Below are 25,319 nucleotides of genomic sequence, written 5' to 3'. Positions count from 1 at the left end.
CTGCATTTTTTTATTTACATATCTCTATGACACCTGTGGATTGTTCCATGCTGCACACTCCCACAATCCACTCCCTGTATCTTAGTAGAGCTTTTCCAAAACCTCATCATCTATTTTAAACGTATGCTCCTCTGCCGGATACGTTTCTGCCTGCACTTCTTTGATGTAATTTGTAAAGGCTTCTTTCATAACACTGCCGACCTCGGCAAAACGCTTGACAAATTTCGGCGTGTAATCCGAAAACATGCCCAGCATATCCTGATAAACCAGAATCTGTCCGTCACAGCCTGCACCCGCTCCGATTCCAATTGTCGGAATGGTCAGCTGCTCTGAAATGATTTTTGCCAGCTTTGCCGGTACACACTCTAATACCAGCGCAAATGCGCCTGCTTCTTCAACTGCCTTTGCATCGTCAATCAGCTTTCGTGCCGCCGCTTCATTTTTCCCCTGCACCTTAAAGCCGCCGAATGCATTAATGCTCTGCGGTGTCAGACCGAGGTGTGCCATAACCGGGATTCCGGCATCGGTAATCGCCTTAATCTGCGGGCATACGGATACGCCGCCCTCTAATTTTACCGCATTGGCACGGCCTTCCTTCATCAGCCTTCCCGCATTGACCACCGCGTCATACACCGAGGTCTGATATGACATAAACGGCATATCCACAACGACCAGTGCATTTTTCGCACCTCTGGCAACTGCCGCTCCGTGATGAATCATATCTTCCATGGTCACGGAAATTGTATCTTCATATCCTAAAATTACATTACCAAGGGAATCGCCCACCAATATTCCATGGATTCCCGCCTCGTCCTGCAATTTTGCGGTTGAATAATCATATGCCGTAAGCATTGCAAGCTTCGTGTGATTCTTTTTTGCTTCTTTAAAGGTCTGTACTGTATTTTTCATCCATAATCCTTTCCAGTGCCGTATAATCCCGCTGCGGATTTCTGCACTTTGCCAACGCTGTCAGTTTTTTTGAAATACTCCGGTAAACCGCTTCCTCGTCACTCCCCTGCAATGCCGCAAGGTGATTTTTTACAGTCTGTACATCTGCCCGCTCGACAGGACCTGTAAGGGCTTTTGCGCACCCGTTTTTTACAATTGAAGACACATTTTCCGTTATCAGCGGTGCAAGCAGTTTTCTGCTTTCTTCTTCTGCAAAACCGCATTCAGATAAAAGCTGCTGTGCAGAATAAAAAAGCCCCACAACTGCATTGCTTGCAAGCACTGCCGCCGCATGATACTTTACCTTGTCCGCACTGTCTAACCCGTATACGGTGTGTCCCAGTCCTTCAAACAGACTGCGCATAACCGCAACCGCTTTTTCACTGCCTTCCATTGTCAGATATGCTTTTTGAAATTGTAACCAGGAAGTTTCTTTATCGCTGAACGCGTACATTGGATGAATAGAACAACCGCACGCTTTGGTGCGTTCTATTCCTGAAAATACATTAGATGATAATGAGCCGCTAAAATGGCAGATCTTATAACCGGATAAATCCATATCCATCGCTGCAATACAATCCCATACATCTGCAATTACACCGTCGGGTGTCGTAATAAAAAGGGTATCGCTTGCTGTTATTAATTCTTTTAAACCGTCAAATACGGCTGTCTTTGTAAAAGCTGCCGCCCATGCAGCGCTTTCCTTTGTTCTACTGTAAAATCCTGTTACCGGAATGTGTGCTTCGCTAAGATATTTTCCTAACGTCACACCGACTTTCCCGGCGCCGATAATTCCTATTCTTATGCTATCACCTCATTTTCTCCCGCTTACGCACAAGTCCTGCCACCGCGATAGCTCTTACTTTCGTAATGATGCTTCGCTGTGCTTTTCTTATGCCGGGGTAATCGTGTGGCAACGCACTATCATCTGATGCAGCTTCATCTCCGAATGCCGCTCAATACTAAAACCAATGAAAGCATAGCACAAGATAGGATAATTTTCAAGCGTTTTATCTGCCGCCAAAAGCAGCAATCTGTGTATCGGTATTGTAGCCAAGTTCTTTCATTCTCTGCTGCAAATGTTTTAAAGCTTTGTCATACTCCATAAATGCTCCGTAAGTGTTGTTAAAATACGCCAGTGCTTTTTCTGTATTGCCGTCTTCCTTTGCCTGCCATGACAGTGTTGCAAAATGATGTAAATCGTTGTGTGCCTTTACCAGTGCCGTATATTCACTGCTGCGCACCAGCCTTTCATCGGTCTGCCTGTTTAACCACTTACCAAGCTTACAGCCTGCCGGATTGTCCACCTGCTTTTTCTGTAAATGTTCAAATCCCACAATATTGTTGTATACACGCCAGGTCAGCACATAGTGATCCACTTCAAATACACGCATCCAGTCCTGCTGTGTAATTTCTGAACAGCCGCGTACCAGATCACTTCTTGTCTTATCCAGATACCGGCCCACCTCAAAAATACGGTGTCCCGACTGTAAGCAGTCTTTGGATAAAACACTGTAGCTTTCAGAAATATTTCCCATCTGCATTGCAAAGGATTTTGTAACGCCGGTCTGTGTATCAATATCATCAAAAATACTGTCCACACGCCCGCGGATACTGTCCATCTGTCCGTTCATCTGCTCTAATGCCGCCAGGGACTTTTCAACCTTTTTACTGCCCTCGCCAAGGCTCTGTGTCGTTTCTTCCATCGCCGTAGCAAGCTCGTCAATATTCGTTTTTAACTCCGATACGTATTTTACAATATCTTCGGCAGACTCTGCGGTATTAATAGACAGCTGGCGCACCTGGTCTGCAACGACGGCAAAGCCTTTTCCGGATTCACCGGCTCTGGCTGCTTCTACAGATGCATTCAGCGCCAAAAGATTACTCTGGTTGGCAACTTTTTTAACTAAATCTACAATTTCTTCAATTTTACCGATTTTACCCTTAAAATCCTGCACACGGTCATTAATCGCCTGTATTCTTGTAGACGACTGCGTAACCGCTTCAATACTGTCATTCATATCATTGGTTACATTCTGCGAGGACGACAGAATTTCATGGGTATTGTCCCGGATATGTCCCATGGCTTCTGAAATGTTTTCAATGGAGTCCTCCAGATGCCGGCTCGCACTTTCCATATCCTGTATTGATTTGGTCTGGGTTTCGACCTGATCTAATGTGTCTTTAATGAGTGTATTATCCCCGATAACGCCCATCGTTTCATTTAACCGCATCACAACCGGATTATTGGCATTCTTAAATGCGTGCAGCATTGCATTGATTTTTTCTGCATATACCGGATTTTTAAATTGTGTAACATCTGCTTCCTCAAAATTCCCATTTGCAATCTTATCCATTGCTTCTAATAATTGATGCGTATCCTGCCCGGGTAACAGCCCCGGCTGCTTTTTCTTTTTAAACATACACTTTCTCCTCTACCGTATATACAATTCCTAAAAACTTTGGGTATATCGTACCACACATTTTAAGATTTTTGTACTGTTTTACCATATTTTTTTGAAATATTTGAAATTTTTATTAAATTTGCACAACAAAGACTTTTTTATTTTCTATTGACTTAAAACATTTTGCGTATTATAATACGACCATTGTGACATTGAATGTTACGTTGTCCGTTTTGGAAAAACTCAAAACGGATTCAAGACAAGGCAAAAGTATCTGCCGGAGTCTTACAAGCGATTTTTACAAGGACCACTCTTTTATTCAGAGTCAAGGCCATACGGACAGCCGGGTCCACTGCCGATTGGCGGCTTGCCGCCTTATTGATTGAGTTAGAAGCTCAGTTTTATAAGTTGGTTACTTTATAACCGAAATGCGTATTTACGCAAACTTGTGAAATGGTCAATAAGAGTAGTAAAAGTAGTGTTGCTATATAGACTCTGTATGCCTGATATGATATCCCTGTCTTAAAAATATTCTGCTGTACACAGGATGGATTTGTACCTTGTCCTGCCGGTTGCAGTTTATTTTGAATCATGACATATTTATATTTGAGATATTGAACGCAAGTTGTGTAATTACAGCCTGCGTTTTTTTTATTTTGAGGTGTACTATGAAAAATTTATCCAACCAGTCCAGAGCGCCGATTTACGAGGCGCTCCAGAAATTCCGCGAAATGCGTGTCGTTCCGTTTGATGTCCCGGGTCACAAACACGGCAGGGGCAACCCGGAACTTACGGAATTTCTCGGCCAACAGTGCGTCGGCATTGATGTCAACAGCATGAAGCCGCTTGACAATTTATGCCACCCCGTTTCCGTTATCCGAGAAGCGGAAATTCTTGCCGCAGAGGCCTTTGGCGCAGCCCATGCCTTTTTAATGGTCGGCGGCACAACAAGCTCCGTACAGAGCATGGTTTTATCCTGCTGTAAACGCGGCGATAAAATTATCCTGCCGCGAAACGTCCACCGAAGTGTAATTAATGCGCTGGTTTTATGCGGTGCGATTCCCGTGTATGTCAATCCCGATGTGGATCACCGCCTTGGCATTTCACTCGGCATGAGCCGTGAGCAGGTACAAAATGCCATCGAAAAGCACCCGGATGCCGTTGCGGTCTTAGTAAACAACCCGACCTACTACGGTATCTGCAGCGATATCCGCGCTATCGTCGATATGGCACACCGCGCCGGAATGCTCTGTCTTGCCGACGAAGCACACGGCACACACTTTTACTTTGGTGAAAATATGCCGGTTTCCGCAATGGCGGCAGGCGCAGATATGGCGGCAGTTTCCATGCACAAAAGCGGCGGAAGCTTAACGCAGTCGAGCCTGCTTTTAACCGGTCCGAATATGAATCCCGGACATGTGCGCCAGATTATCAACCTGACACAGACGACCTCCGGCAGTTACCTTTTAATGTCCAGTCTTGACATCAGCCGCCGCAATCTCGCACTGCGCGGCAGGGAGGTTTTCCGTAAAGTCATTGAAATGGCAGATTACGCCCGCGAGGAAATTAATGCGGTCGGTGGTTATTACGCCTTTGGCAGGGAGCTGATAAACGGCAATTCTATCTACGACTTTGACCCGACAAAGTTAAGTGTCCACACCCGTGACATCGGTCTTGCGGGAATCGAGGTCTATGACATTTTACGGGACGAATACGACATCCAGATTGAATTTGGCGACATCGGAAATATTCTTGCCTACCTTTCTATCGGCGACCGTCCGCAGGAGCTGGAACGGCTTGTGAGCGCGCTTGCGGAAATCCGCAGACGGTATCAGAAAGATTCTGCCGGTCTGTTAAGTCAGGAATATATCGACCCGGAGGTTGTATGCAGTCCGCAGGAAGCATTTTACGCACAAAAGAAAAGCGTACCGATACGTGAAAGCGCCGGTGCGGTATGCAGTGAATTTGTCATGTGCTATCCGCCGGGAATCCCGATTTTGGCACCGGGCGAGCGTATTACCGGTGAAATTCTTGATTATATTGAATATGCCAAGTCAAAGGGCTGTTCCATGACCGGTCCGGAAGACCCGAAAATCGAGCATATCAACATTTTAACAGACGGAGGAAAACCTCATGGAATTATGGTTTAGCGAATGTCATGCGCCGGACGTCAAACACAGCCTGCGCGTGAACCGCCATTTATATTCAAAGAAAAGCGAATATCAGCAGATTGATATTTTTGATACCCCGGAATTCGGCAGGGTGCTGGCATTGGACGGCAACGTCATGCTTACCGAGCGGGACGAATTTATTTACGATGAAATGATTACACACGTTCCGATGTCCGTCCATAAAAATGCAAAGGATATTTTAGTCATCGGTGCGGGGGACGGCGGTGTCGTAAAGGAACTGACCCGCTATGACCGCGTAGAACGCATTGACCTCGTGGAAATGGACGGCGAAGTAATTGAAGCGTGCCGTGCCTATCTGCCGGAAAATGCGTGCCGATTAGATGACAGCCGTGTGCATATTTATTTTGACAATGCATTGCGGTTTATCCGCCGCTGTTCCAATGAATATGACCTGATTATTGTCGATTCCAACGACCCGTTTGGTCCGTCAGAGGGATATTTTACACGCGAATTTTACGGTATCTGCTACAACGCACTGCGTGAAGACGGTATTATGGTCAACCAGCAGGGCAGTCCGTTTTACAAGCACGATGCGGAAGCCATGCAAAGAAGCCACAAACGTATTGTGAATACATTCCCAATCAGCCGCGTTTATCAGGCACATATTCCGACATATGCCGCCGGTTACTGGCTGTTTGGCTTTGCCAGCAAAAAATACCACCCGGTTGACGACTTTGAAGCCCGTCAGTGGCAGGCACTGCATTTAAGCACGAACTACTACACCACCAAGTTACATATCGGTTCGTTTTATCTGCCTGCCTATCTTGAAAAAATGCTTGAGGAGGTTGAAGCATGAAACAAAATGTTGAAACATTTATCGGCTGTGACGCGGATTATGCTGCTGCACGGATTGTCTTATTCGGTGCACCGTTTGATTCCACCACCAGTTTCCGCCCCGGTGCGCGCTTCGGCTCTGCCGCGATCCGCCACGAAAGCTTCGGGCTGGAAACGTACAGCCCGTATCAGGATAAAGATCTGGAAGATATCTCCGTATTTGACTGCGGCGATTTAGAGCTTTGTTTCGGTTCTGCCGAATCGGCACTGGCTGACATTGAAAAAACGGCGGCACAGATTGTAAACGATAATAAACTGCCGCTTCTAATCGGCGGCGAACATCTGGTGACACTGGCAAATGTGCGTGCCGTCCTTGCCAAATACCCCGGTCTGCATATTATTCACTTTGATGCCCATGCTGATTTGCGTGATGACTACCTTGGCGCTAAATTAAGCCATGCCTGCGTCATGCGCCGCTGTTTTGACCTTGTAGGGGACGGACGGATTCACCAGTTTTGTATCCGGAGCGGTGAACGGTCAGAATTTGCATTTGCAAAAGAACATACAGATATGCACCCGTTTGATTTTGACGGACTGGAAGCGCTGACCGCCCAGCTGCAAAAGGATAATACACCGGTTTATCTGACCGTGGATTTAGACTGTCTGGACCCGTCCGTTTTTCCTGGCACGGGTACACCGGAAGCCGGAGGGGTAACCTTCCCGCAGCTTCTTACTTCCCTGCTGCTCGTCAGCCGGACAAATGTCGTAGGCGCGGACATTAATGAACTTGCGCCGATGCTGGATACAAGCGGTGCTTCTACCGCCTGCGCATGTAAGGTGCTGCGCGAAATGCTGCTGGCGCTGTATTAAACGCGAAAATCCTTATATCAAAGATTTTCGCTTCACAACAAGTTGTAATAGAAAAGAGGATTCGTATGAGTAGAGTTTTAATTATCGGCTGCGGCGGCGTTGCCAATGTAGCTATCAGAAAATGTTGTCAGGCAAGTGATATTTTTACGGAAATCTGTATTGCAAGCCGTACCAAATCAAAATGTGATGCTTTAGCTGAAAGCCTTAAAGACAAAACCGCAACAAAAATCACAACTGCACAGGTTGATGCAGACAGTGTGGACGAACTGATTTCATTAATCAAAGCCTATCAGCCGGAGCTGGTTATGAATATTGCCCTGCCGTATCAGGATTTAACAATTATGGATGCCTGCCTTGCCTGCGGTGTTAATTACATGGATACCGCCAACTATGAACCGGAAGATACCGATGACCCAAAGTGGCGCGCCATTTATGAAAAACGCTGTAAGGAAGCCGGATTTTCCGCTTACTTTGACTACAGCTGGCAGTGGGCTTACCGCGAAAAATTTGAAAAAGCGGGACTGACGGCACTCCTTGGCTGCGGCTTTGACCCGGGTGTTACACAGGCTTACTGCGCCTATGCCAAAAAGCACGAATTTGACACAATTGATACCATTGATATTCTGGACTGCAACGGCGGCGACCACGGCTATGCCTTTGCCACGAACTTCAACCCGGAAGTCAACCTGCGTGAGGTTTCCGCTCCGGGCAGCTATATTGAAAACGGCAAATGGGTTGAAATTCCTGCGATGAGCATTAAGCGTGAATATAACTTTGACAGTGTCGGTGAAAAGGATATGTATCTGTTACACCACGAGGAACTGGAATCTCTCGCCGTCAATATTCCGGAAGTCAAAAGAATCCGCTTCTTTATGACATTTGGACAAAGCTACCTGACCCATATGAAATGCCTTGAAAATGTGGGTATGCTTTCAACCACTCCGGTCAATTTTGAAGGGCATGAAATCGTGCCGATTAAATTTTTAAAGGAACTGCTGCCGGACCCTGCAAGCCTTGGCCCACGTACACACGGAAAAACCAATATCGGCTGCATTTTCACCGGAAAGAAAGACGGCAAAGACAAAACCTACTATATTTATAATGTGTGCGACCATCAGGAATGTTACAAAGAAGTGGAAAGTCAGGCAATCAGCTTTACGACCGGTGTACCAGCCATGTGCGGCGCGTTAATGCTTCTGACAAAGAAATGGGATAAGCCGGGTGTCTACACCGTGGAAGAATTTGACCCGGATCCGTTCCTTGATGCACTCGACAAATACGGTCTGCCTCGCCGTGAAAACCACAACCCGGTACTGGTGGACTAGTGAGCCAAAAATCAACGCATATAACAGACCTTTTCGGCACATTACCGACACCGTCCTATATCATTGATGAGAATGTCCTGCGGCGTAACGGAGAAATTCTTGCCTCCGTTGCCGCACACACAGGCTGTAAAATTCTGCTTGCACAAAAAGCATTCTCCAATTATGATTTTTACCCGCTGCTTTCCGGATACCTGTCGGGTACGGAAGCCAGCGGACTTTACGAGGCAAGGCTCGGTGCGGAAGAAATGCCGGATAAAGAAGTTCACGTATTCTGCGGAGCTTACCGCGATGATGAATTTGAGGAGCTTTTAACTTACGCGGACCATATTGTCTTTAACTCGCCGCATCAGTTTAAAAAATTTGCACAAAAAGCAAAAGCGGCAGGCAAAAGCATCGGTCTGCGCATTAATCCCGAATGTTCCACACAGGACGGACATGCGATCTATGACCCGTGTGCGCCCGGCAGCCGCCTTGGTACAACGCGCGCCGTATGGAACCGTGAAATGACAGGTGAATGGATTTCCCTGCTTGACGGTCTGCATTTTCATACGCTGTGTGAGCAGGATTCCGATGATTTGGAAACAACACTCGCCGCCGTGGAACGCAGCTTCGGTGATATTCTGCCGCAGATGAAATGGCTGAATATGGGTGGCGGACACCACATCACCCGCAACGATTATGACATTGCACGGCTTGAAAAATGTATCACCTATGCACAGGATCAATGGAATCTGTGTGTGTACCTTGAGCCGGGTGAAGCCGTTGCTTTAAATGCCGGGTATCTTATTACCCGCGTTTTAGACATTGTTGAAAACAATGGGACACACATTGCCATTCTGGATACCAGTGCCGCCTGCCATATGCCGGATGTGATTGAAATGCCGTATATGCCGCCACTTTATGGTGCCAAAGCGGTGACAGATAAACCTGCCACAAACGCAGATTCAACGCATCCTGATTTTGTATACCGGTTAGCCGGGCCTACCTGTCTTGCCGGAGATGTGATTGGCGATTATACGTTTGCCGCGCCTTTACATGAGGGCAGTCTGCTGGTGTTTCAGGATATGGCAATTTATTCTACCTGCAAAAATAATACATTTAACGGTATGCCGCTCCCGGATATTTACAAAATGCAGACAGACGGCGCTTTTGTAAAACTCACCGATTTTGGCTATTCGGATTTTAAAATGCGTCTTGGAAAATACCGGTAATATGCTTCCGGCATTGTTCCGTAAAAGGCGGTACCGCAAGGATATTTCTATCCTTACGGTACCGCCTTTTTTACGCAAGTCTTTTTTATGGCTTTTACCGGCTGTCTAAAAAGGACGCTTCATTTATTTTTTGTAACCAAATTCAGGAATGTTATTCCATCTGTTACGGAAATAATGTGCTACCATCTTAGGTTTTCTGTCTCTTGTGAATAAGCCCTTCTTATTCCCCTGGACTCTTAATAAACTCTGGCTTGTAGCAAAGTCTGCAAAGTTCCATGCCTGCTCACCTACTACATAATCAAATTCATCAAATACCCTGTTATTCATCTCGTAATACTCAACCTGATATTCCTCTGTATACATAACAGATGTCGTATCATGAAGTCCGCTGACTGTATCTGCACCATATTCCGTAAACATAACCGGCTTACCAAGCTTACCCCAGTCTGTAAGTTCCTTACGAAGTCCTTCTTCAGATACTTCAAGGTCAGGACCGCCAAAATACCAGCCATAATAACGGTTAAGACAGATCACATCACTTAACTTAGCGGAACAGTCATTATCAGCCGTCGTCCCCTGAACACTTACCAGTGTACAAGGACGCTTCTGTGGATCCAGTTCCCTTGCAAGGTCATATAATGGCTTAAAGTAATCATATGCTCCCTCATCCGATGAATCCGGTTCATTGGCAATACTCCACATTACAACACAAGCATGATTCTTATCTCTGGATATGAGGTCACGGATAACATCCTTATGATGTTCCTGTGTCTGCACCCCGTGTTCCTTATCAAATGTGCTGATTCTTTCACCGCCGAAGTTTGCACCGCCGCCAAACTTAAGATTAACACCTACTGCCGTTGTTTCATCAATCACTACAATGCCTTCTTCATCGCACTGTCTCATCATTTCTTCACTATATGGATAATGGCTCGTTCTGAAACTGTTCGCATGCTGCCACTTCATAATCGCTATATCCTTGGTATTCATAGGAAGATTTATTCCGCGTCCATTTGGGAATGTGTCCTCATGCTTTCCATATCCCTTGAAATAAAATGGCTTTTCATTAATAAGGAATCTGATTCCATCTACTCTTACGCTTCTTACCCCATAAGGAAGTGTATATACATCTTCCCCTGCCGTTACCTTAATCCGGTAAAGATACGCATTTAACGGCTGCCATAATCTTACCGTATCAAGTTTTATTTCCCCTGAAATGCCATCTGCTTCGGCAACCTTTTTGCCATCTGCATCAAATACTTCTACCTTACATGCTGTATTATCTTTATCCGCCCCTTCAATATCTACCTCATAATGAAGTGTTGCTGATGGTACAGCTTTTCCAAAGTCAATATCTGATGTCACCGTAATATCGTGAATATATGTCTTCGGTGTTGTATAGATTTTAACCGGTCTTGTAATACCACAATAGTTAAAGAAGTCAAAATTAGGATTATTCTGAGGCTTTCCGGAACTACTCTGACCTACGCCTCCCATCAATCCACTCATCATATTTGCCTTGCCGCCTACAGGAAGTGTAGAATAATCAATAACATTATTTACGGCAATTGTAAGAAGATTATCTCCATCTTCTAATACATCATTTAATTCAACTTCAAATGGAAGAAATCCACCCTTATGCTCACAGATTAACTTGCCATTCAGATAAATCTTCGCAAAATGTGTTACGGCTGCACAACGAAGCACAATTCTCTGGCTCTTTACATATGCGGGAACCGAAATATTTCTTTGATAAAATACCCATCCATAATGATCTCTGAAATCAACGCCTTCTTTTAAATCATTATATGAAGCAGGAACCGGCATTGTATCTGCATCCTTTAATGGAGCCTCATACCACTTTTCGTCAAACCCCTTGCCATTGTCTAACTTAAAATCCCATACTCCGCTTAAATCGCTTAATAATCTTGACTGTGTTAAAATTGGATATAACATAATTCATTCCTCCTGATATTTAAACTTATTAATAAATTTTATTCTTCAATATGTCCGGCAGTAAATGCCCGGAAATATTACTGCACCTTCGCTTCTCTTCTTTCCTTAAGAATCTTTGCATTTTCTTCCACTCTCTTCTTATTAAGAGGATATAAAAACTGTAATGCAAGGAAGAGAAGTATCATTCCTAATGCCGGCACGAGACAGGTTACATTGTAAATGCCGTCTACCACCTTAGGATCATGTGCCGTAGCTGCCGTATAACCTATGATTGAGAGCAGTACCCCTGATATTCCTGACGAACAGGCCTGTCCTAACTTTCTTGCAAATGAATATACTGAATATATGGTTCCATCCTGACGGACACCTGTTCTTACTTCTGAATCATCAATTACATCTGTAATCATAGCCCATATCACCATATTAAACATTGCGGTTCCTACTGATGATATCAGTACCAGTACAATCCATACCCATACATTATCTGTGTGAATAAAGAATAATATTAAAAATGCTGCTGCACTTATTATACTTCCAATCACTGATAATTCTTTCTTACCGACCTTTGCTGACAGCTTTACTATAAAAGTAGAAAGAACAAGTATAACAACCATTCCTGCCAGGTTTGCCAGCGACATCGCTGAAACATTACCAAAATAATTCGGATATATATAGTTATTCATGTTGCTAAGTGATAACTGTGCAAGCAGGAATAATAACGCACATACTATGATGCCAATTAATGCCTTGTTATGGGCGATTTCACTAATAAGCTCCTTAAATGAAAACTTCTGTGTATTCTGCTCAACCTTTACTCTCTCTGTTGTCATATGATAGCAGAGCATATAACAGATGACTGCTCCGATAGAACATACAAGCGCACCTATCATCATTTTCTCACCGGATAATACTTTATTACCTGCTGCATCTGTATAGTATACTGCAAGCGGTAATACGACGCCAATCACTGTCTGTGCAAGTGTTGCACCAATTGTTCTCCAGTTGGAAAGAGAAGCTCTGTCCGTTGGATTATCCGAAATTGCTGATGCCATTGAACCATAAGGAATATTAACGCCTGTATAACATATACTGCCCCAGAGCAGATATGTGAAAAACATCCAGAAAATCTTAAAGCCCATTGGCATTCCTTTAAAATATGTTGCATACATCAGAAATGATGCTAAAGCAACCGGACCACACATTCTTCGAATCCATGGAGCGAATTTACCCTTCTTCCCGGGTCTGCTTCTGTCTACAATCTGTCCCATCGTAACATCCGTGACCGCATCCACAAATCTGGCTGCCATCATCATCAGACCGACTATTGCTGCTGAAACACCCATGACATCCGTATAAAACTTAAGCAAAAACATTGTTGACAATATAAATGTAAAATCATTACCGAAGTCCCCGAACATGTAGCCCAGTCTGTCCTTCATCCCGAAAGGCTTTACCTTTCCGTTATTCTCTTTCATAATATCCTCCGTTTCCTGTACTCCTGTACACCTTATAATTTTTAAAGACCGTCCTTAAATATTTTGTTTTCTTTTCTATGGTTTAATCATAACGTGTTTTACAGATTCCGGTTATTACTAAATTTAGTATAATTAGTACAATTTTTGTTTGTACAATTTTCATGGTAAAAATTATACTATAATGCATTAATATTCTACTAACATGTTAGATTTATATTATTAACATGTTAATGTTTATCCGCCAGCATAAAATTATACTTATTATCTGAATGTTTTTTATAATTTGGTTTTTAAGTAAACTTCTGTTATAATATTTTTACACATATGGATCAAAATATACAAATAACTATCGGGGAGTAGCGAAAACAAATAGCCATGATTGCAGATGAGAAAACGCCTACGCGAATTTCTCATCGCATCTTCGCGACAAGTCGCTCAGAAATGGGGAGTAATATGAACTATAAAATATATTTAGATTATACAATGGATATATTATCCCATCTGAAAATTTCATGCCATATTATCGATTCACCATTTATCTGGAACGAACAGTATGATGGCGGTCTTCGAAAAACGATATGGAATGATGCTGCCCACCGCAGCCAGATGAATGATTTTAATCGTTTCGTCAACACTTACAGTAAGGATAATACAATATTAATAATACACGACAGCTTTTGCTGCGAATATATTTATTTAAAATTACCGGATTCAGATAAAATATTTATCGCCGGACCTTTTTCGTTTGAAAAATTTACCAACCAACGGATAACGGAGCTATGCACTTACAATTCCATCCCGGCCCGTTTCAATGAATTTATGCAGTTATACTATGCAGCCCTCCCTGTTTTTACAGATGAGCGCTTTATCGAAAGTATTATAAATACGCTGTGCAGCAAATTGTGGACACATTTTACAATTGAAAAAAAGCGTGTTCTGACAAAAAATAATGAACAATATATGTATAATGACAAAACACCCGAACCGACACGACAGTCTATAGAAATGCTGGAAATGCGGTATAAGGAAGAAAACCTGCTCATGGAATCTATTGCACACGGAGATTACAAATCCATTGAAAATATGAGGCATCTCAATGCTTCTGATATAAAGCCGCGCCTGACAGACACCATACGCGACAGAAAGAATTTTATGATTATTCTTAATACCATCTGCCGCAAAGCTGCCCAGTCTGCTTATGTACATCCCGTTCATCTGGATGAAATATCGCGTAAATTTGCAATTAAAATTGAGGCCTGCACTTCCATTGCCCAGCTCGAAGCCCTTGAAAGCGATATTACACGACGATACTGCATGCTGGTGCAGTCTTATTCGCTGCGGACATACAGCAAACCCGTACAGAATATCATTAATTATATATCCTTTAACCTGACAGCAGATTTAAGCCTTACTGCAATTTCCACTGAATTTTCTTTAAACAGCAGCTATCTGTCGACACTGTTTAAAAAAGAAACCGGTACCACCCTGACAAATTACGTCAATGGCAAACGGATGGATCATGCTATTTATCTTCTTAATACTACCATGCTTCCCATTCAGGATATTGCTGTCCAGTGTGGAATAAATGATGTCAATTACTTTACGAAGCTGTTTAAAAAAACAAAAAATAAAACACCTACACAATACCGTGAATTGATACAAAAAAAGCATTGAAAACCCAGATATGGGTTTTCAATGCTTTTTTTACTCTTTCTCAAAATACTGTGGATAAATTCCCTTCAATTTGTCCAGTTCATTAAAAATTCTGCTGATATGTGCCTTTATAACTCTAAGATACATTCTTTTGTCCTTTTTTTTAATAGCTTCTATAAGCATCTCATGTTCATCGTTTGTTTTTGCACTGATAGAACTATTCAACTCTGCAAGATATCTGATTCTGTTATAATGGCTCATCTGTGTCTGAATTATATTTTGGGCAAGCAATTCTCCGGAACACTCATAAATCAACTCATGAAACGCATTATCAATCTCTATTCTTGGAATTTTTTCATTTTCTTCCGTGTAATGAATCAGTCTTTCATTCAGAATCGCCATTTTGTCAAGCAGCTCACTGTCCGCATTTTCAAAAACAGCATCAACCATGCCCATCTCAAGACTTTTTCTGACAAACCACTCCTGTGCAGAACGTCTGCAGTTAATACATGCCACATAGGTCCCGGACTGTGGAATAATCTTTAAAAGACCTTCTTTCTCAAGATTCACAATGGCTTCCCTTGCCGGTGTTCTTGACACATCATACCGCAGTGCAACTTTCTGGGCACTGATGGAATCTCCTGGCAACAGCCTGAAATTCATGATGTCATATTTCAGCTTTTCATAAGTTTCTTCATTTAATGATTTTTCCATCGCTTCGCAGCCTTTCCATCCATAAGAAACCGCCTGTTCTACATTACAGATATTTTTTAAGTGTTGCTCTTACTGCACCTTTTCCTGCAATTTCTTCAACAAACAGTTCTTCAATTTTATCACCGATTCCTGCTTCATATAAATTTATACCAAATATATTCGCATTTGACAATAAATTTTTAAGCTGGCCTGTATAGGACGATGGTTCTGCAAATCTTACACCATCAAGCTGTGCCTTTAATTCTTCTGCCATAGGGTCTGCTGACAATTCAAAGCTTTCTCCATTGTCATCAATGCCAAGAAGATACCGGCACCATCCGGCAATTGCAAGCGGTATTGCCGTAAGTGATTCTGCACTTCCCTCTTTTTCAACGTATGCTTTAATCGTTTCGCCATATCGTATGCCAACTTTTTGTGATGTATCCGTTGCAATTCTCTGCGGTGTATCCGGCATAAATGGATTCGGTATTCTTACATGAAGTACCTCATCTGCAAATTTTTCAGGCGAAATGATACCCGGATCCGTAACCACCGGCATCCCTTCAACCAATCCTATCCGTCTTACAAGCTCTGAAAGTTCCTTATCCTTCATTTCATCTGCGATAAGATTATATCCCAGAATGCATCCATATACTGCGAGTGCTGTATGCAGCGGATTCAGACAGGTCGTCACCTTCATCCGCTCCACTTTATTAACAGTATCCCTGTCTGTCATATACACACCTGCTTTTTCAAGCTGTGGTCTTCCATTTGGAAATCTGTCTTCAATAACCAGATATTGTGGTCCTTCCGCATTAACAAATGGCGCAATATAAGTCTTCTTAGACGTAATCACAGGCTTCATCTGTTCAACTCCTGCCTGCTCTAATGCTGCAGCCACTGAATCTGCCGGTCTTGGTGTTATTTTATCTATCATGGACCATGGAAATGATATTACATTTTCATCATTGACATAGTCCGCAAAATCCTGTCCTACATAGCCCTTTTTCTGCCACTCGCGGACCATTTCCGTTATTGAATTTCTCAGCTTTTCTCCATTATGTGAACAGTTATCCATAGAAACGACCGCAAGCGGTGCTTTACATGTATTAAATCTTTCAAATAAAAGCGCTGCCACAACTGCCATTGCCGATACCGCCTTATCCGGTCCGTTATCTATATCACTCTGGATAAATGGGAAAAATGCACCCTTTGCATCACGCAGGGCATATCCCTTCTCTGTAATTGTAAATGAGATCATCTCAAGCTGCGGATTTGCAAAAATCTCCTTTAATCTTGACCAGGCTTCCTTTGATGCCGACTGTGCCTTCACCGCTTCCGTAAGAGAACCGAGTACCCTCTTGTCTGTACTTCCGTCTTCTTTTAGTGTAACCGCCATAACAAGATTGTCAAACGGCTCATAAATCTTATCCACAACATCAAAATCAAAGGTCTCCACGCATGTAATCCCTTTATCTGACACCCCCTGCTCAATTAACGAATCAGCAATTCCGCCTATAAAAATTCTAAAGATATTGCCAATACCAAAATGAACCCATTCCGGTGATGCCTTTGTATTCTCTGCTACCTTTCTGACATCATATGCCGGCAGTTTTATACCTGCCTCTTCCCATGCTGTTTTATCTTTAATTCCATCTATTGAAAGTTTCATATTCATCCTCATTTCTGAGCAGCCTGTTACGAAAATGCAATGAGATATCCGCAAAGATAATTTCCCATCTGCCATTATAGCCGGTTGTTTTTGCTCAGAAACAACCGGCTGTGTAATATCTGCGTTACAACGTACCGTATAAGCAAATTACTGTCCTGACTTGTCTACGGCTTCCCATAAGCCATTCAGATAAGCTGCTCCCAATGCCCTGTCATACAGACCATATCCCGGCATTGCAACTTCATCCCATATCATTCTGCCATGATCCGGTCTTATTGCCCCATCAAATCCGGTATCATATAAAGTCTTAATAATCTTATACATATCCATTGAGCCATCTGATGATAAATGTGCAGCCTCTTCAAAATCCCTCGGTGAATTATATTTAAGATTCCTTACATGGGCAAACGGAATTCTGCCTCTGCATGCCTTAATAATCTCACAAATATCATTATTCTGGTTTGAACCAAATGAACCTGTACAAAGAGTAATTCCATTATACGGCTTATCAACTGCATCAAGAAGACGGGTAACTGAATCCTTTCCTGTCATAATTCTTGGGAGGCCAAAAATCGGCCATGCCGGATCATCCGGATGAATTCCCATTTTAATATCATACTTTTCACATACCGGTCCGATTGCTTCCAGAAAATATACAAGATTATCAAACAACTTTTCTGCATCAACATCCCGGTACATTTCAAAAAGCTCTTTTAATCTGTCTAATCTCTCCGGTTCCCATCCCGGCATTACAAAGCCATTGGACATTTTTTCAACGGATTCCCTCATATGTTCCGGATCAATCATATCTACGGTGTCCTGATTATATGCCAATACCGTCGAGCCGTCCGGCCGTACCCTTGCAAGCTCTGTCCGCGTCCAGTCAAATACAGGCATAAAATTATAACATACCATATGAATATCCGCTTCGCCCAGTGCCTGCAGCGTTTTAATATAATTATCAATATGCTCATCTCTTTTTGCAGTTCCAATCTTAATGTCATCTGACACATTCACAGATTCAATCCCTGCAATTCCAAGTCCTGCATCGTTGACAATCTTTTTAAGCTCTGCGATTTCCTTTGGCAGCCATAGTTCCCCTGCCTGCTTTCCAAAAAGCGTCGTAATGACATTCTTTACTCCCGGAATCTGTCTGATCTGCTTAAGGGTAACACTGTCATATCCCGGTCCGTACCACCTTAACGTCATCTCCATTATAAAATACCTCCTTAAATATATAATACATGTCTTATTTCTTTGTTATCATCATACTAACATGTCAGTGCTAACATGTCAATGTATTTTTTTATACAAGAAGGTTATTTATTAAAATTGTTTTATCGCAGCTTTATTGTCCCTGCCCTGCTTATTGCTCCCACGCTGTATAAAGAACCAAACGCACACACGCCGGTATTTTTCTTTTGACTCATCCTATATGCCAACTGAACTGCTTCCTCTATGGTATCCATTACAGATACTGCTCCTGTATAACCGCATTTTCTGACTGCATCTGCGCACTCATCCGCACTCATGGCACGCGGGCTGTCCGGTGCAATCGTGATAAAAGCGGCTGCGTATGGAAGCATTGTCCTAAGCATCTGACTGTAATCCTTGTCGCGCAGGATTCCTGTTATAAAAATAAACTTTTCGCCTGCAAAGTAGTTTTCTAAATTTGAGCGCAGCGCATTGATTCCATCCGGGTTATGCGCACCATCGACAATAAACAGCGGTGCTTCTGACAAAATTTCAAACCGCCCCTGCCAGTAAACGTTTTTCATTCCGTCATAAACTGCATTTACCGGTATCTGATATCCCTTCCGGATCAGACAGTCCATTATTTCCAGTACAACCGCCGCATTTTCACACTGATAATCTCCCAATAAAGAAAGTCTTATGCCTGCATACTGTTTATACCCAAAGGTCTGTCCGTGTATGCTTCTGTCCGTAATTTTAATATTTTGTACATCCGTGCTTTTAAAACCGGCTTTCTTTTCCTGACATCTTTTTATCAGTACATTCATGACGGTTTCACTCTGTCCGGCTATTACGACCGTTCCGTTTTCTTTAATAATCCCTGCTTTTTTCTGCGCAATTTCTTCCAGTGTTGTCCCCAGAAATCCCATATGGTCATAATCAATATTGACAATTGCAGCAACCTCCGGAACTTCAATTACATTGGTTGCATCATCACAACCGCCCATGCCGACTTCCAGCACCACAAAATCACACCTGTTTTCATTAAAATATAAAAAAGCGAGTGCCACAGCCTTTTCAAATTCAGACGGAACATCTGTCATCTTCGCGCATGCATTTCTTACCACCTCTGCATATCTTACAAATTCTCCTTCGGAAATCGTTTCTCCGTTTATCCTGAACTGTTCCCGGTACACAGATATCACCGGCGATGTAAAAAGCCCTGTCTTATATCCTGCCGCTTTAAGAATTTCTGCTGTCATGGCACACACAGAACCTTTTCCATTGGTTCCCGCAACATGGATAAATTTAAGCTTTTTCTGCGGACAGCCCAGTCTTTCCAGTAATTCTTCTATTCTGCCAAGACCAAGCCTTATGACTCCGTTATGTGATTCCTTTATAAAATGCTCTGCTTCTGTATATATCATACTTTTCCTCTTGATTTTAAATTTATGATAATGAACCATCCAGTCTGCTTAACAGCTGTCCTACCGTGCAGCCTAAAACCGGATGTCTGTGATACGGTGCAATCTGTGCCATCGGAATTAATACAAAACCGCGGTTCTGCATATCTATATGCGGCACGGTCAGCGCCGGGCTATCTATGATACAGTCATCGTAAAACAAAATGTCCAGATCCAATGTCCGCGGTCCCCAGTGTATGGTCCGTTCACGCCCCGCTTCTGCCTCAATTCTGTTAAGAAGCGCCAGCAGTTCTTCCGGATACAGCAGTGTTTTAATCTCTAATGCCCCATTTAAAAAGACATCCTGTTCAACACCGCCGTAAGGCTCTGTCGTAATATAATCGGATACCTTTACGACCTTACAATACGGATGGTTTTTTAGTTTTTCTACAGCTTCGTCAAGATATGCTTTTTTATCGCCCATGTTCGACCCGGTTGCAATATATGCCCTGTGCCATCCTCTTGATATTTCAACACTGACACTGTCTACAGGAATCGCAACAGGCGCCCACGGTTTTTCTATTTTCACATCTACTTTTTCCGCCAAATCATACCGCAGCAGTAATTCCTGTGCAAGTTTCTCGGCAACGGTTTCAATCAGTTTAAATGTATTATTCTGAAAGAACTTTAAAATATCCCGGCTTACATCCCCATAATTTACGGAACACGCCAGATCATCCGTCAATCCCGCTTTCCGGGTATCGGTATACACCACGACAGAAACCAGAAATTTCTGTCCTAACATATTCTCGGCTTCAAAAACACCATGGTTTCCAAACACAACTAATTTATCAATCGAAATTTTATCCACATTAATCCTCATTTCTAAACAGCTTGTTGTAAAGCGGCGATTTCTCATCTGCCATCTTTGTTATTATTTTGACAGGATTGCCTCTGTCATCTTAATAATTCTGTAATTTTCTTTTACATCGTGAACTCTTACAAAGGAACAGCCTTTCATGACACCGATAACCGTTGTCGCCAGTGTTCCCTCCACCCGCTCGTCCGCCGGTAAATCAAGTGTCAGTCCAATCACGGATTTTCTGGACGTTCCAAGTAATACCGGATAATTGAGCTGCTTCATGATTTCAAGATGATTGATAATCTCAAGATTCATTTCATACGTTTTGCCAAATCCCACGCCGGGGTCCAGCATAATCTTATCATCGGGTACATTGGCTTTCTTTGCAATTGCAATGCACTCCTGCATATCCCGGATAAAATCTTTTTGAAAATCATCATATACGGCTTCATTCCTGTTATGCATAAGGCAGCATGCCGCGTTATATTTTGCTGTATATGCTGCGACTTCCGGGTCATGCTTAAAGCCCCAGATATCGTTTACAAGGTCCGCTCCCGCCTGCAATGCCGCAAGTGTGACCTTCCCCTTATAGGTATCAATTGAAACCGGAATATCAAAATGCTTTTTCACCGCCTCAATCACCGGTGTTACCCTTGCAATTTCTTCTTCTTCAGAAATCACTACATGTCCCGGCCTGGTGGATTCCCCTCCGATATCAATGACATCCGCTCCATCCCGTATCATTTCCTCTGTATGCTTTAATGCTGCATCCAGCGTATTAAATTTACCGCCATCCGAAAAAGAATCCGGTGTTACATTCAAAATTCCCATTATATAACAGTGGCTGCTTAAATCAAACTCTTTATTACCTATTTTCATACAATCTCCATTCCTTATCTGCTGCTGCCTGCAGCTTATTAATAATCAATTTCCAGATTCATCTTCTGTCTGTCCCAGTTACATTCCGCCTGCGCCGCGCACGCAAAACAGTTTCTTGATTTCTTATCCGCCCAGTATAACATTTCGTATAAAGGCGTGTCCGCGCCGGTGTCTTTTATCCGGTGATGTAGAATAAAGTCCTTTATCAGGCTGATTTCTTCTTTTGCAAAACCGCAGTCCGGCAGGATTCTGTCACACAGGGCCGCTCCCGCCATTTCATGTGGAATCCCTTTTTCTATCTGATCTATTCTTCCGATATCATGCATAAATGCCGCTGCATATATGACCTCTTTTGATATGGACAGTTCCTGTTCCACCGAATAAATATACATCAGTCTTGCTACATCCAGAAAATGCTCCAGCGTATGATTACAAAATTTCCGGTGTTCCTCAGCCTTTTGCAGCGCATTATATTTTTTCTGATATAAAGGATGTCTATATATTAGATTTACACGTTTCATGTCTTCACCAATCTTTCTAATATCAGCCGGACACCCGCTTTTATTTTTTCACTCTCCATCTTTTCCTCTTTTTTTATGTAAACAAAAAAGCATTCATACCCGTTCTCAGGAAATGAATGCTTTATATTTTCTGACAGCGGATGCGAAGGCACATCGCAAATCCGCTTTACAGGGATTTTTCGTCCAATGGCAACTTCCCGTCCATTGACACTTTACGCATGACTTCTACTCTGTTCACATCTATTTGTTTTTGCACTTTTTACTATATCTGTTATACTGCCAATTGTCAATCCTGTTTTTAACAGGGCGTTATACATTGTAATTTGCAGTTTTATTAAAACCCGGCTGGTTTTTCAGCCGGCCACGATTTTCTGAGTGCCGCATAGGAAATTAGAAAGTTGGCAAACCAGCCGGCCGGTACAGCAAGCCATACATATGCAATGCCAAAACGCGGAGCACATATAAGGGCAACCAACAGACGGATTGCAAGATTTACCATATTAGCAATGAGGAATGGCCGCATGATTCCAAGTCCACGAAGAACCCCGTCTGTTGCCATCTTGATACCCATAAAAATGAAAAAATAGCCAAGCCATTTCATATAATCCCCGGACACCTGATATGCTAAATCGGTTCCATCCTTACCCAGGAATAACGAAGAAATCTGAGTATGTAATGTTTCAATCACTATAAAGGCAAGAACTGCAAAACATATATCTAATACAATTGCAGCATGGTATCCTTTTTTGATACGCTGGTTCTGTTTTGCACCCAGATTCTGGGAAACATATGGTGAAACGGCATTTCCAATGGATACAAAAATCAGGGAAAAAACATTTTCTACTCTCATTGTTGCCGAATAACCTGCAAGCGCCTGTGTACCGAATGGATTTACAACCGCCTGTACTATCATCATGCCAATAGATACTGTAGACTGCTGCAAAACAGATGGTACAGCAATTTGAAGCATTGAATATAACTCCTGCCTGTCAAACCGTTTAAAGCTGCTTTTATACCGGCGCATCCGGCAAAAGAAAATCAGAAGTGAAAAAACAGCAGAAATCCCCTGTGCAATCAGCGTTGCAAGCGCTGCACCAAACACGCCAAGCCCTAAGCCTGCTACCATCCAAAAATCCATAAAAATATTCAGAATAGAAGAAAATATCAGAAGTCCCAGCGGAATCTTTGACTCACCGATTGAGGTAAACATCGTTGAAAGGATATTATACATAAACAAAAACGGAAATCCTACAAAATAAACACGCAGGTATAATACTGCTTCATCCAGTATATCAGCAGGTGTCTGTAATGCATTCATCATTATATTAGAAAATCCAAAACCAAATACACCCAGAAGTATGCTTAGAATCAGAAAACTAATCAATGATGTTGATACGATTGTTTTCATTTTACTATAATCCCTGGCACCAAAGTAGCGGCTCACAAGCACCCCTGCACCTACACCAGCACCAAGTGCCACACAAATGAATACATTCGTAAGCGCAGCACAGGCTCCAACTGCCGCAAGTGCAGAAGATCCGACAAACTGACCCACAATAATTGAATCAGCCATATTATATATCTGTTGGAAAAAGCTTCCCAGAATCATAGGCATTGCAAAAACAGTCAATGCTTTAAGAGGTGCATCTGTAATTAAATATTCATCCTTTGACATTATTCTATTCCTCCATAAATCCACGGCTTTTAGCCGGAAGTACAAGCATAGCATCCATATACCCCCACCGGAAGCGATGCTGCAGCATACATGGGAGTTAAACAAATGTCAATAAACTTCAATCTCAATTTAACAAACTCATTATTTTCAGTTCTCTTTTATAGGTCCTTCTTGTGGTTTATTCTCTGCCAGTCTCATAACTTCCTTCCATGCCGGTGAGAACAGGTAATAACCTATCATTGCAAACATTCCAAAACTGAAAGATATTGGAAAACACAGCATTACCCATGTTCCATCAAAATATCTGTTAATAATATATGCACTTGGAATTCTGACTGCCCAAAGCATCAGAATATTAACAATGGTCGTATAACGCACCCTTCCTGTTCCATTTACAATAGATATTATACAATTAAAAATGGCATAGAACCACTGGGAAAGCAACATGACAACAACATGTCTGCTCGCATACATCAGCACCATTTCATCTGATGAAAAGAAACGTATCAACGGTTTATGTATCATAATGAAAAATAAGCCACAGCCAAGGGTAATAAGTCCGGAACATATTGGAATTTTCCAGTGTCCCTCCTTAATTCTATCATATTTTTTTGCACCGTAATTCTGCCCTGAAAATGTAGTGGCTGCCGAAGACAAGCCGGTAATTGCTATATTGGAGCAGCCCGTAATTCTTCCTGCTACTGCACCCCCTGCCATAAATACGGCGCCCTGGGAGTTATTAAAGGTCTGTAATGCAACATGCCCTAATGAATACAGCGAATTATTAAGTCCGACAGGCAGACCAATTGCCAGGATATCCTTCATCATTTTTCCTGAAAATCTTCGTGGCAGGAATGTAAACTGAATCTCCGGAAACATCTTTCTTATATAAGCAATACTTACAAACCATGAAATAAACATCGCTATACTTGTAGCAAGTGCTGCACCTGCCACATCCATGCCAAATCCTGCAACAAATACTAAATCAAACACTATATTAGAAATACAGGATACAACCAGAAACCATAATGAAGCCTTGCTATCCCCAAGTCCTCTTAATATTCCGGCATTCATGTTATAGCCCAGATTCCCAAGCGTACCTAAGAATACTAATCTCGTATAGATTAGTGCAGCATCCCATACATCCTGCGGAACCTTCATAAATTCAAGAATATACGGTGCTGCAAACCACCCCAGAATTCCAACCGGAATTCCTATAATATAGATAAATGTTATTGAGGTTCCACATATTGAAACAACCTTATCGGATTCCTTTGCACCGGCATATTGTGATATCAGAATAGACACACCGGTTCCTATTCCCAAGAAAACACATAATAATACTTCAACCGGCTGCGAACTCGTTCCGACCGCCGCCAGCGATGTATCACCACAATATTGACCTATTACAAGTGCATCGACTGTTGTATATAACTGCTGCAAAACATTTCCAATAATAATTGGTATCGCAAACAGTATAATGTTTTTCATAATATGACCTATCGTCATATCAATCTGTCCTTTTCGTGAAACTGCCATCATTTACTCCTTATTATAAAATAATCCATTCATTTCTGCTACTTATAATAATACTGTAATTTAATGCCATTT

General features: G+C 42.5%; 20 protein-coding genes and 1 riboswitch. Of the genes, 6 read left to right on the top strand and 14 right to left on the bottom strand.

All coding sequences use genetic code 11. The features are described 5' to 3' along the window. Positions 1–81 precede the first annotated feature (81 nt). The 3 genes from panB to LI288_RS13500 form a co-directional block, all read right to left on the bottom strand. A complete protein-coding gene (panB, locus tag LI288_RS13510) occupies positions 82–909 on the bottom strand; it encodes a 3-methyl-2-oxobutanoate hydroxymethyltransferase (protein WP_227090943.1) in 828 nt (275 codons plus the stop codon). Next, positions 884–1,741: a Rossmann-like and DUF2520 domain-containing protein gene (locus tag LI288_RS14475; RefSeq protein WP_320055243.1), complete on the bottom strand. Its 858-nt coding sequence runs from the start codon at positions 1,739–1,741 to the stop codon at positions 884–886. Before LI288_RS14475 ends, panB begins: the two co-directional genes overlap by 26 nt. Positions 1,742–1,958: 217 nt before the next feature. After that, positions 1,959–3,371 (bottom strand): methyl-accepting chemotaxis protein, encoded by a 1,413-nt coding sequence (locus LI288_RS13500; protein WP_227090941.1) that lies wholly within the window; start codon positions 3,369–3,371, stop codon positions 1,959–1,961. Positions 3,372–4,021: 650 nt separating this feature from the next. On the opposite strand from LI288_RS13500, the gene LI288_RS13495 reads away from it, so the two are divergent. The 5 genes from LI288_RS13495 (at position 4,022) to nspC (ending at position 9,725) form a co-directional block, all read left to right on the top strand. After that, positions 4,022–5,503: an aminotransferase class I/II-fold pyridoxal phosphate-dependent enzyme gene (locus LI288_RS13495; protein ID WP_022432439.1), complete on the top strand. Its 1,482-nt coding sequence runs from the start codon at positions 4,022–4,024 to the stop codon at positions 5,501–5,503. Further along, positions 5,487–6,341 carry a polyamine aminopropyltransferase gene (speE, locus tag LI288_RS13490; RefSeq protein ID WP_022432440.1) on the top strand — a complete coding sequence of 285 codons (855 nt, stop codon included), beginning with the start codon at positions 5,487–5,489 and terminating at the stop codon, positions 6,339–6,341. Before LI288_RS13495 ends, speE begins: the two co-directional genes overlap by 17 nt. Continuing rightward, complete coding sequence (gene speB, locus LI288_RS13485; protein WP_022432441.1) at positions 6,338–7,189, top strand: agmatinase; 852 nt, start codon at positions 6,338–6,340, stop codon at positions 7,187–7,189. Before speE ends, speB begins: the two co-directional genes overlap by 4 nt. Positions 7,190–7,254: 65 nt before the next feature. Beyond that, positions 7,255–8,514 carry a saccharopine dehydrogenase family protein gene (locus tag LI288_RS13480; protein WP_022432442.1) on the top strand — a complete coding sequence of 420 codons (1,260 nt, stop codon included), beginning with the start codon at positions 7,255–7,257 and terminating at the stop codon, positions 8,512–8,514. Continuing rightward, positions 8,514–9,725: a carboxynorspermidine decarboxylase gene (nspC, locus tag LI288_RS13475; RefSeq protein WP_227090939.1), complete on the top strand. Its 1,212-nt coding sequence runs from the start codon at positions 8,514–8,516 to the stop codon at positions 9,723–9,725. The genes LI288_RS13480 and nspC overlap by 1 nt, the downstream gene beginning before the upstream one ends. Before the next feature lie 123 nt (positions 9,726–9,848). Here nspC and uidA read toward each other — a convergent pair whose 3' ends face one another. Both uidA and LI288_RS13465 read right to left on the bottom strand, forming a co-directional pair. Next, entirely contained in the window at positions 9,849–11,681 is a 1,833-nt protein-coding gene (gene uidA / locus LI288_RS13470; RefSeq protein WP_227090937.1) for a beta-glucuronidase, read from the bottom strand. Positions 11,682–11,758: 77 nt separating this feature from the next. Continuing rightward, complete coding sequence (locus tag LI288_RS13465; RefSeq protein ID WP_022432445.1) at positions 11,759–13,156, bottom strand: MFS transporter; 1,398 nt, start codon at positions 13,154–13,156, stop codon at positions 11,759–11,761. Positions 13,157–13,609: 453 nt separating this feature from the next. Here LI288_RS13465 and LI288_RS13460 point away from each other — a divergent pair, with 453 nt between their 5' ends. Further along, positions 13,610–14,830 (top strand): AraC family transcriptional regulator, encoded by a 1,221-nt coding sequence (locus LI288_RS13460; RefSeq protein WP_227090935.1) that lies wholly within the window; start codon positions 13,610–13,612, stop codon positions 14,828–14,830. A gap of 30 nt (positions 14,831–14,860) precedes the next feature. Here the strand turns inward: LI288_RS13460 and LI288_RS13455 are convergent, their stop codons facing one another. The 9 genes from LI288_RS13455 to LI288_RS13415 form a co-directional block, all read right to left on the bottom strand. Further along, entirely contained in the window at positions 14,861–15,523 is a 663-nt protein-coding gene (locus LI288_RS13455; protein ID WP_022432447.1) for a GntR family transcriptional regulator, read from the bottom strand. A 43-nt stretch (positions 15,524–15,566) separates the two neighbouring features. Then, positions 15,567–17,174 carry a mannitol dehydrogenase family protein gene (locus LI288_RS13450; protein WP_227090932.1) on the bottom strand — a complete coding sequence of 536 codons (1,608 nt, stop codon included), beginning with the start codon at positions 17,172–17,174 and terminating at the stop codon, positions 15,567–15,569. A 147-nt stretch (positions 17,175–17,321) separates the two neighbouring features. Then, positions 17,322–18,389, bottom strand: a complete 1,068-nt coding sequence (gene uxuA / locus LI288_RS13445) for a mannonate dehydratase (RefSeq protein WP_022432449.1) — start codon at positions 18,387–18,389, stop codon at positions 17,322–17,324. A gap of 122 nt (positions 18,390–18,511) precedes the next feature. Next, on the bottom strand, positions 18,512–19,795 hold the full coding sequence (locus tag LI288_RS13440) for a bifunctional folylpolyglutamate synthase/dihydrofolate synthase (RefSeq protein ID WP_227090930.1): 1,284 nt from the start codon (positions 19,793–19,795) through the stop codon (positions 18,512–18,514). A 22-nt stretch (positions 19,796–19,817) separates the two neighbouring features. Further along, complete coding sequence (gene folK, locus LI288_RS13435) at positions 19,818–20,642, bottom strand: 2-amino-4-hydroxy-6-hydroxymethyldihydropteridine diphosphokinase (RefSeq protein ID WP_227090928.1); 825 nt, start codon at positions 20,640–20,642, stop codon at positions 19,818–19,820. A gap of 63 nt (positions 20,643–20,705) precedes the next feature. After that, entirely contained in the window at positions 20,706–21,512 is an 807-nt protein-coding gene (folP, locus tag LI288_RS13430) for a dihydropteroate synthase (protein ID WP_227090925.1), read from the bottom strand. Between the two features lie 38 nt (positions 21,513–21,550). Beyond that, complete coding sequence (locus LI288_RS13425; protein ID WP_022432453.1) at positions 21,551–22,033, bottom strand: HD domain-containing protein; 483 nt, start codon at positions 22,031–22,033, stop codon at positions 21,551–21,553. Positions 22,034–22,165: 132 nt separating this feature from the next. Then, positions 22,166–22,268, bottom strand: a riboswitch (THF riboswitch). Positions 22,269–22,367: 99 nt separating this feature from the next. Continuing rightward, positions 22,368–23,708 carry an MATE family efflux transporter gene (locus tag LI288_RS13420; protein ID WP_227090923.1) on the bottom strand — a complete coding sequence of 447 codons (1,341 nt, stop codon included), beginning with the start codon at positions 23,706–23,708 and terminating at the stop codon, positions 22,368–22,370. Between the two features lie 147 nt (positions 23,709–23,855). Further along, a complete protein-coding gene (locus tag LI288_RS13415; protein ID WP_227090921.1) occupies positions 23,856–25,247 on the bottom strand; it encodes an MATE family efflux transporter in 1,392 nt (463 codons plus the stop codon). Positions 25,248–25,319 lie beyond the last annotated feature (72 nt).

It is taken from the genome of Lachnospira pectinoschiza, assembly GCF_020564355.1.
GTDB classification, from domain to species: domain Bacteria; phylum Bacillota; class Clostridia; order Lachnospirales; family Lachnospiraceae; genus Lachnospira; species Lachnospira intestinalis.
Note: the sequence above shows the minus strand (reverse complement) of the source record. Positions and strands in the feature narration are given on the sequence as shown.

Excerpts from the sequence above, each read along its gene's own strand:
- LI288_RS13465 (WP_022432445.1), bottom strand. The coding sequence starts at position 13,156 with ATGAAAGAGAATAACGGAAAGGTAAAGCCTTTCGGGATGAAGGACAGA.
- LI288_RS13420 (WP_227090923.1), bottom strand. The coding sequence starts at position 23,708 with ATGTCAAAGGATGAATATTTAATTACAGATGCACCTCTTAAAGCATTG.
- LI288_RS13460 (WP_227090935.1), top strand. The coding sequence starts at position 13,610 with ATGAACTATAAAATATATTTAGATTATACAATGGATATATTATCCCAT.
- LI288_RS13500 (WP_227090941.1), bottom strand. The coding sequence starts at position 3,371 with ATGTTTAAAAAGAAAAAGCAGCCGGGGCTGTTACCCGGGCAGGATACG.
- LI288_RS13455 (WP_022432447.1), bottom strand. The coding sequence starts at position 15,523 with ATGGAAAAATCATTAAATGAAGAAACTTATGAAAAGCTGAAATATGAC.
- speE (WP_022432440.1), top strand. The coding sequence starts at position 5,487 with ATGGAATTATGGTTTAGCGAATGTCATGCGCCGGACGTCAAACACAGC.
- uxuA (WP_022432449.1), bottom strand. The coding sequence starts at position 18,389 with ATGGAGATGACGTTAAGGTGGTACGGACCGGGATATGACAGTGTTACC.
- LI288_RS13415 (WP_227090921.1), bottom strand. The coding sequence starts at position 25,247 with ATGGCAGTTTCACGAAAAGGACAGATTGATATGACGATAGGTCATATT.
- uidA (WP_227090937.1), bottom strand. The coding sequence starts at position 11,681 with ATGTTATATCCAATTTTAACACAGTCAAGATTATTAAGCGATTTAAGC.
- LI288_RS13425 (WP_022432453.1), bottom strand. The coding sequence starts at position 22,033 with ATGAAACGTGTAAATCTAATATATAGACATCCTTTATATCAGAAAAAA.
- panB (WP_227090943.1), bottom strand. The coding sequence starts at position 909 with ATGAAAAATACAGTACAGACCTTTAAAGAAGCAAAAAAGAATCACACG.
- LI288_RS13450 (WP_227090932.1), bottom strand. The coding sequence starts at position 17,174 with ATGAAACTTTCAATAGATGGAATTAAAGATAAAACAGCATGGGAAGAG.
- folP (WP_227090925.1), bottom strand. The coding sequence starts at position 21,512 with ATGAAAATAGGTAATAAAGAGTTTGATTTAAGCAGCCACTGTTATATA.
- speB (WP_022432441.1), top strand. The coding sequence starts at position 6,338 with ATGAAACAAAATGTTGAAACATTTATCGGCTGTGACGCGGATTATGCT.
- LI288_RS13480 (WP_022432442.1), top strand. The coding sequence starts at position 7,255 with ATGAGTAGAGTTTTAATTATCGGCTGCGGCGGCGTTGCCAATGTAGCT.
- LI288_RS13495 (WP_022432439.1), top strand. The coding sequence starts at position 4,022 with ATGAAAAATTTATCCAACCAGTCCAGAGCGCCGATTTACGAGGCGCTC.
- LI288_RS13440 (WP_227090930.1), bottom strand. The coding sequence starts at position 19,795 with ATGATATATACAGAAGCAGAGCATTTTATAAAGGAATCACATAACGGA.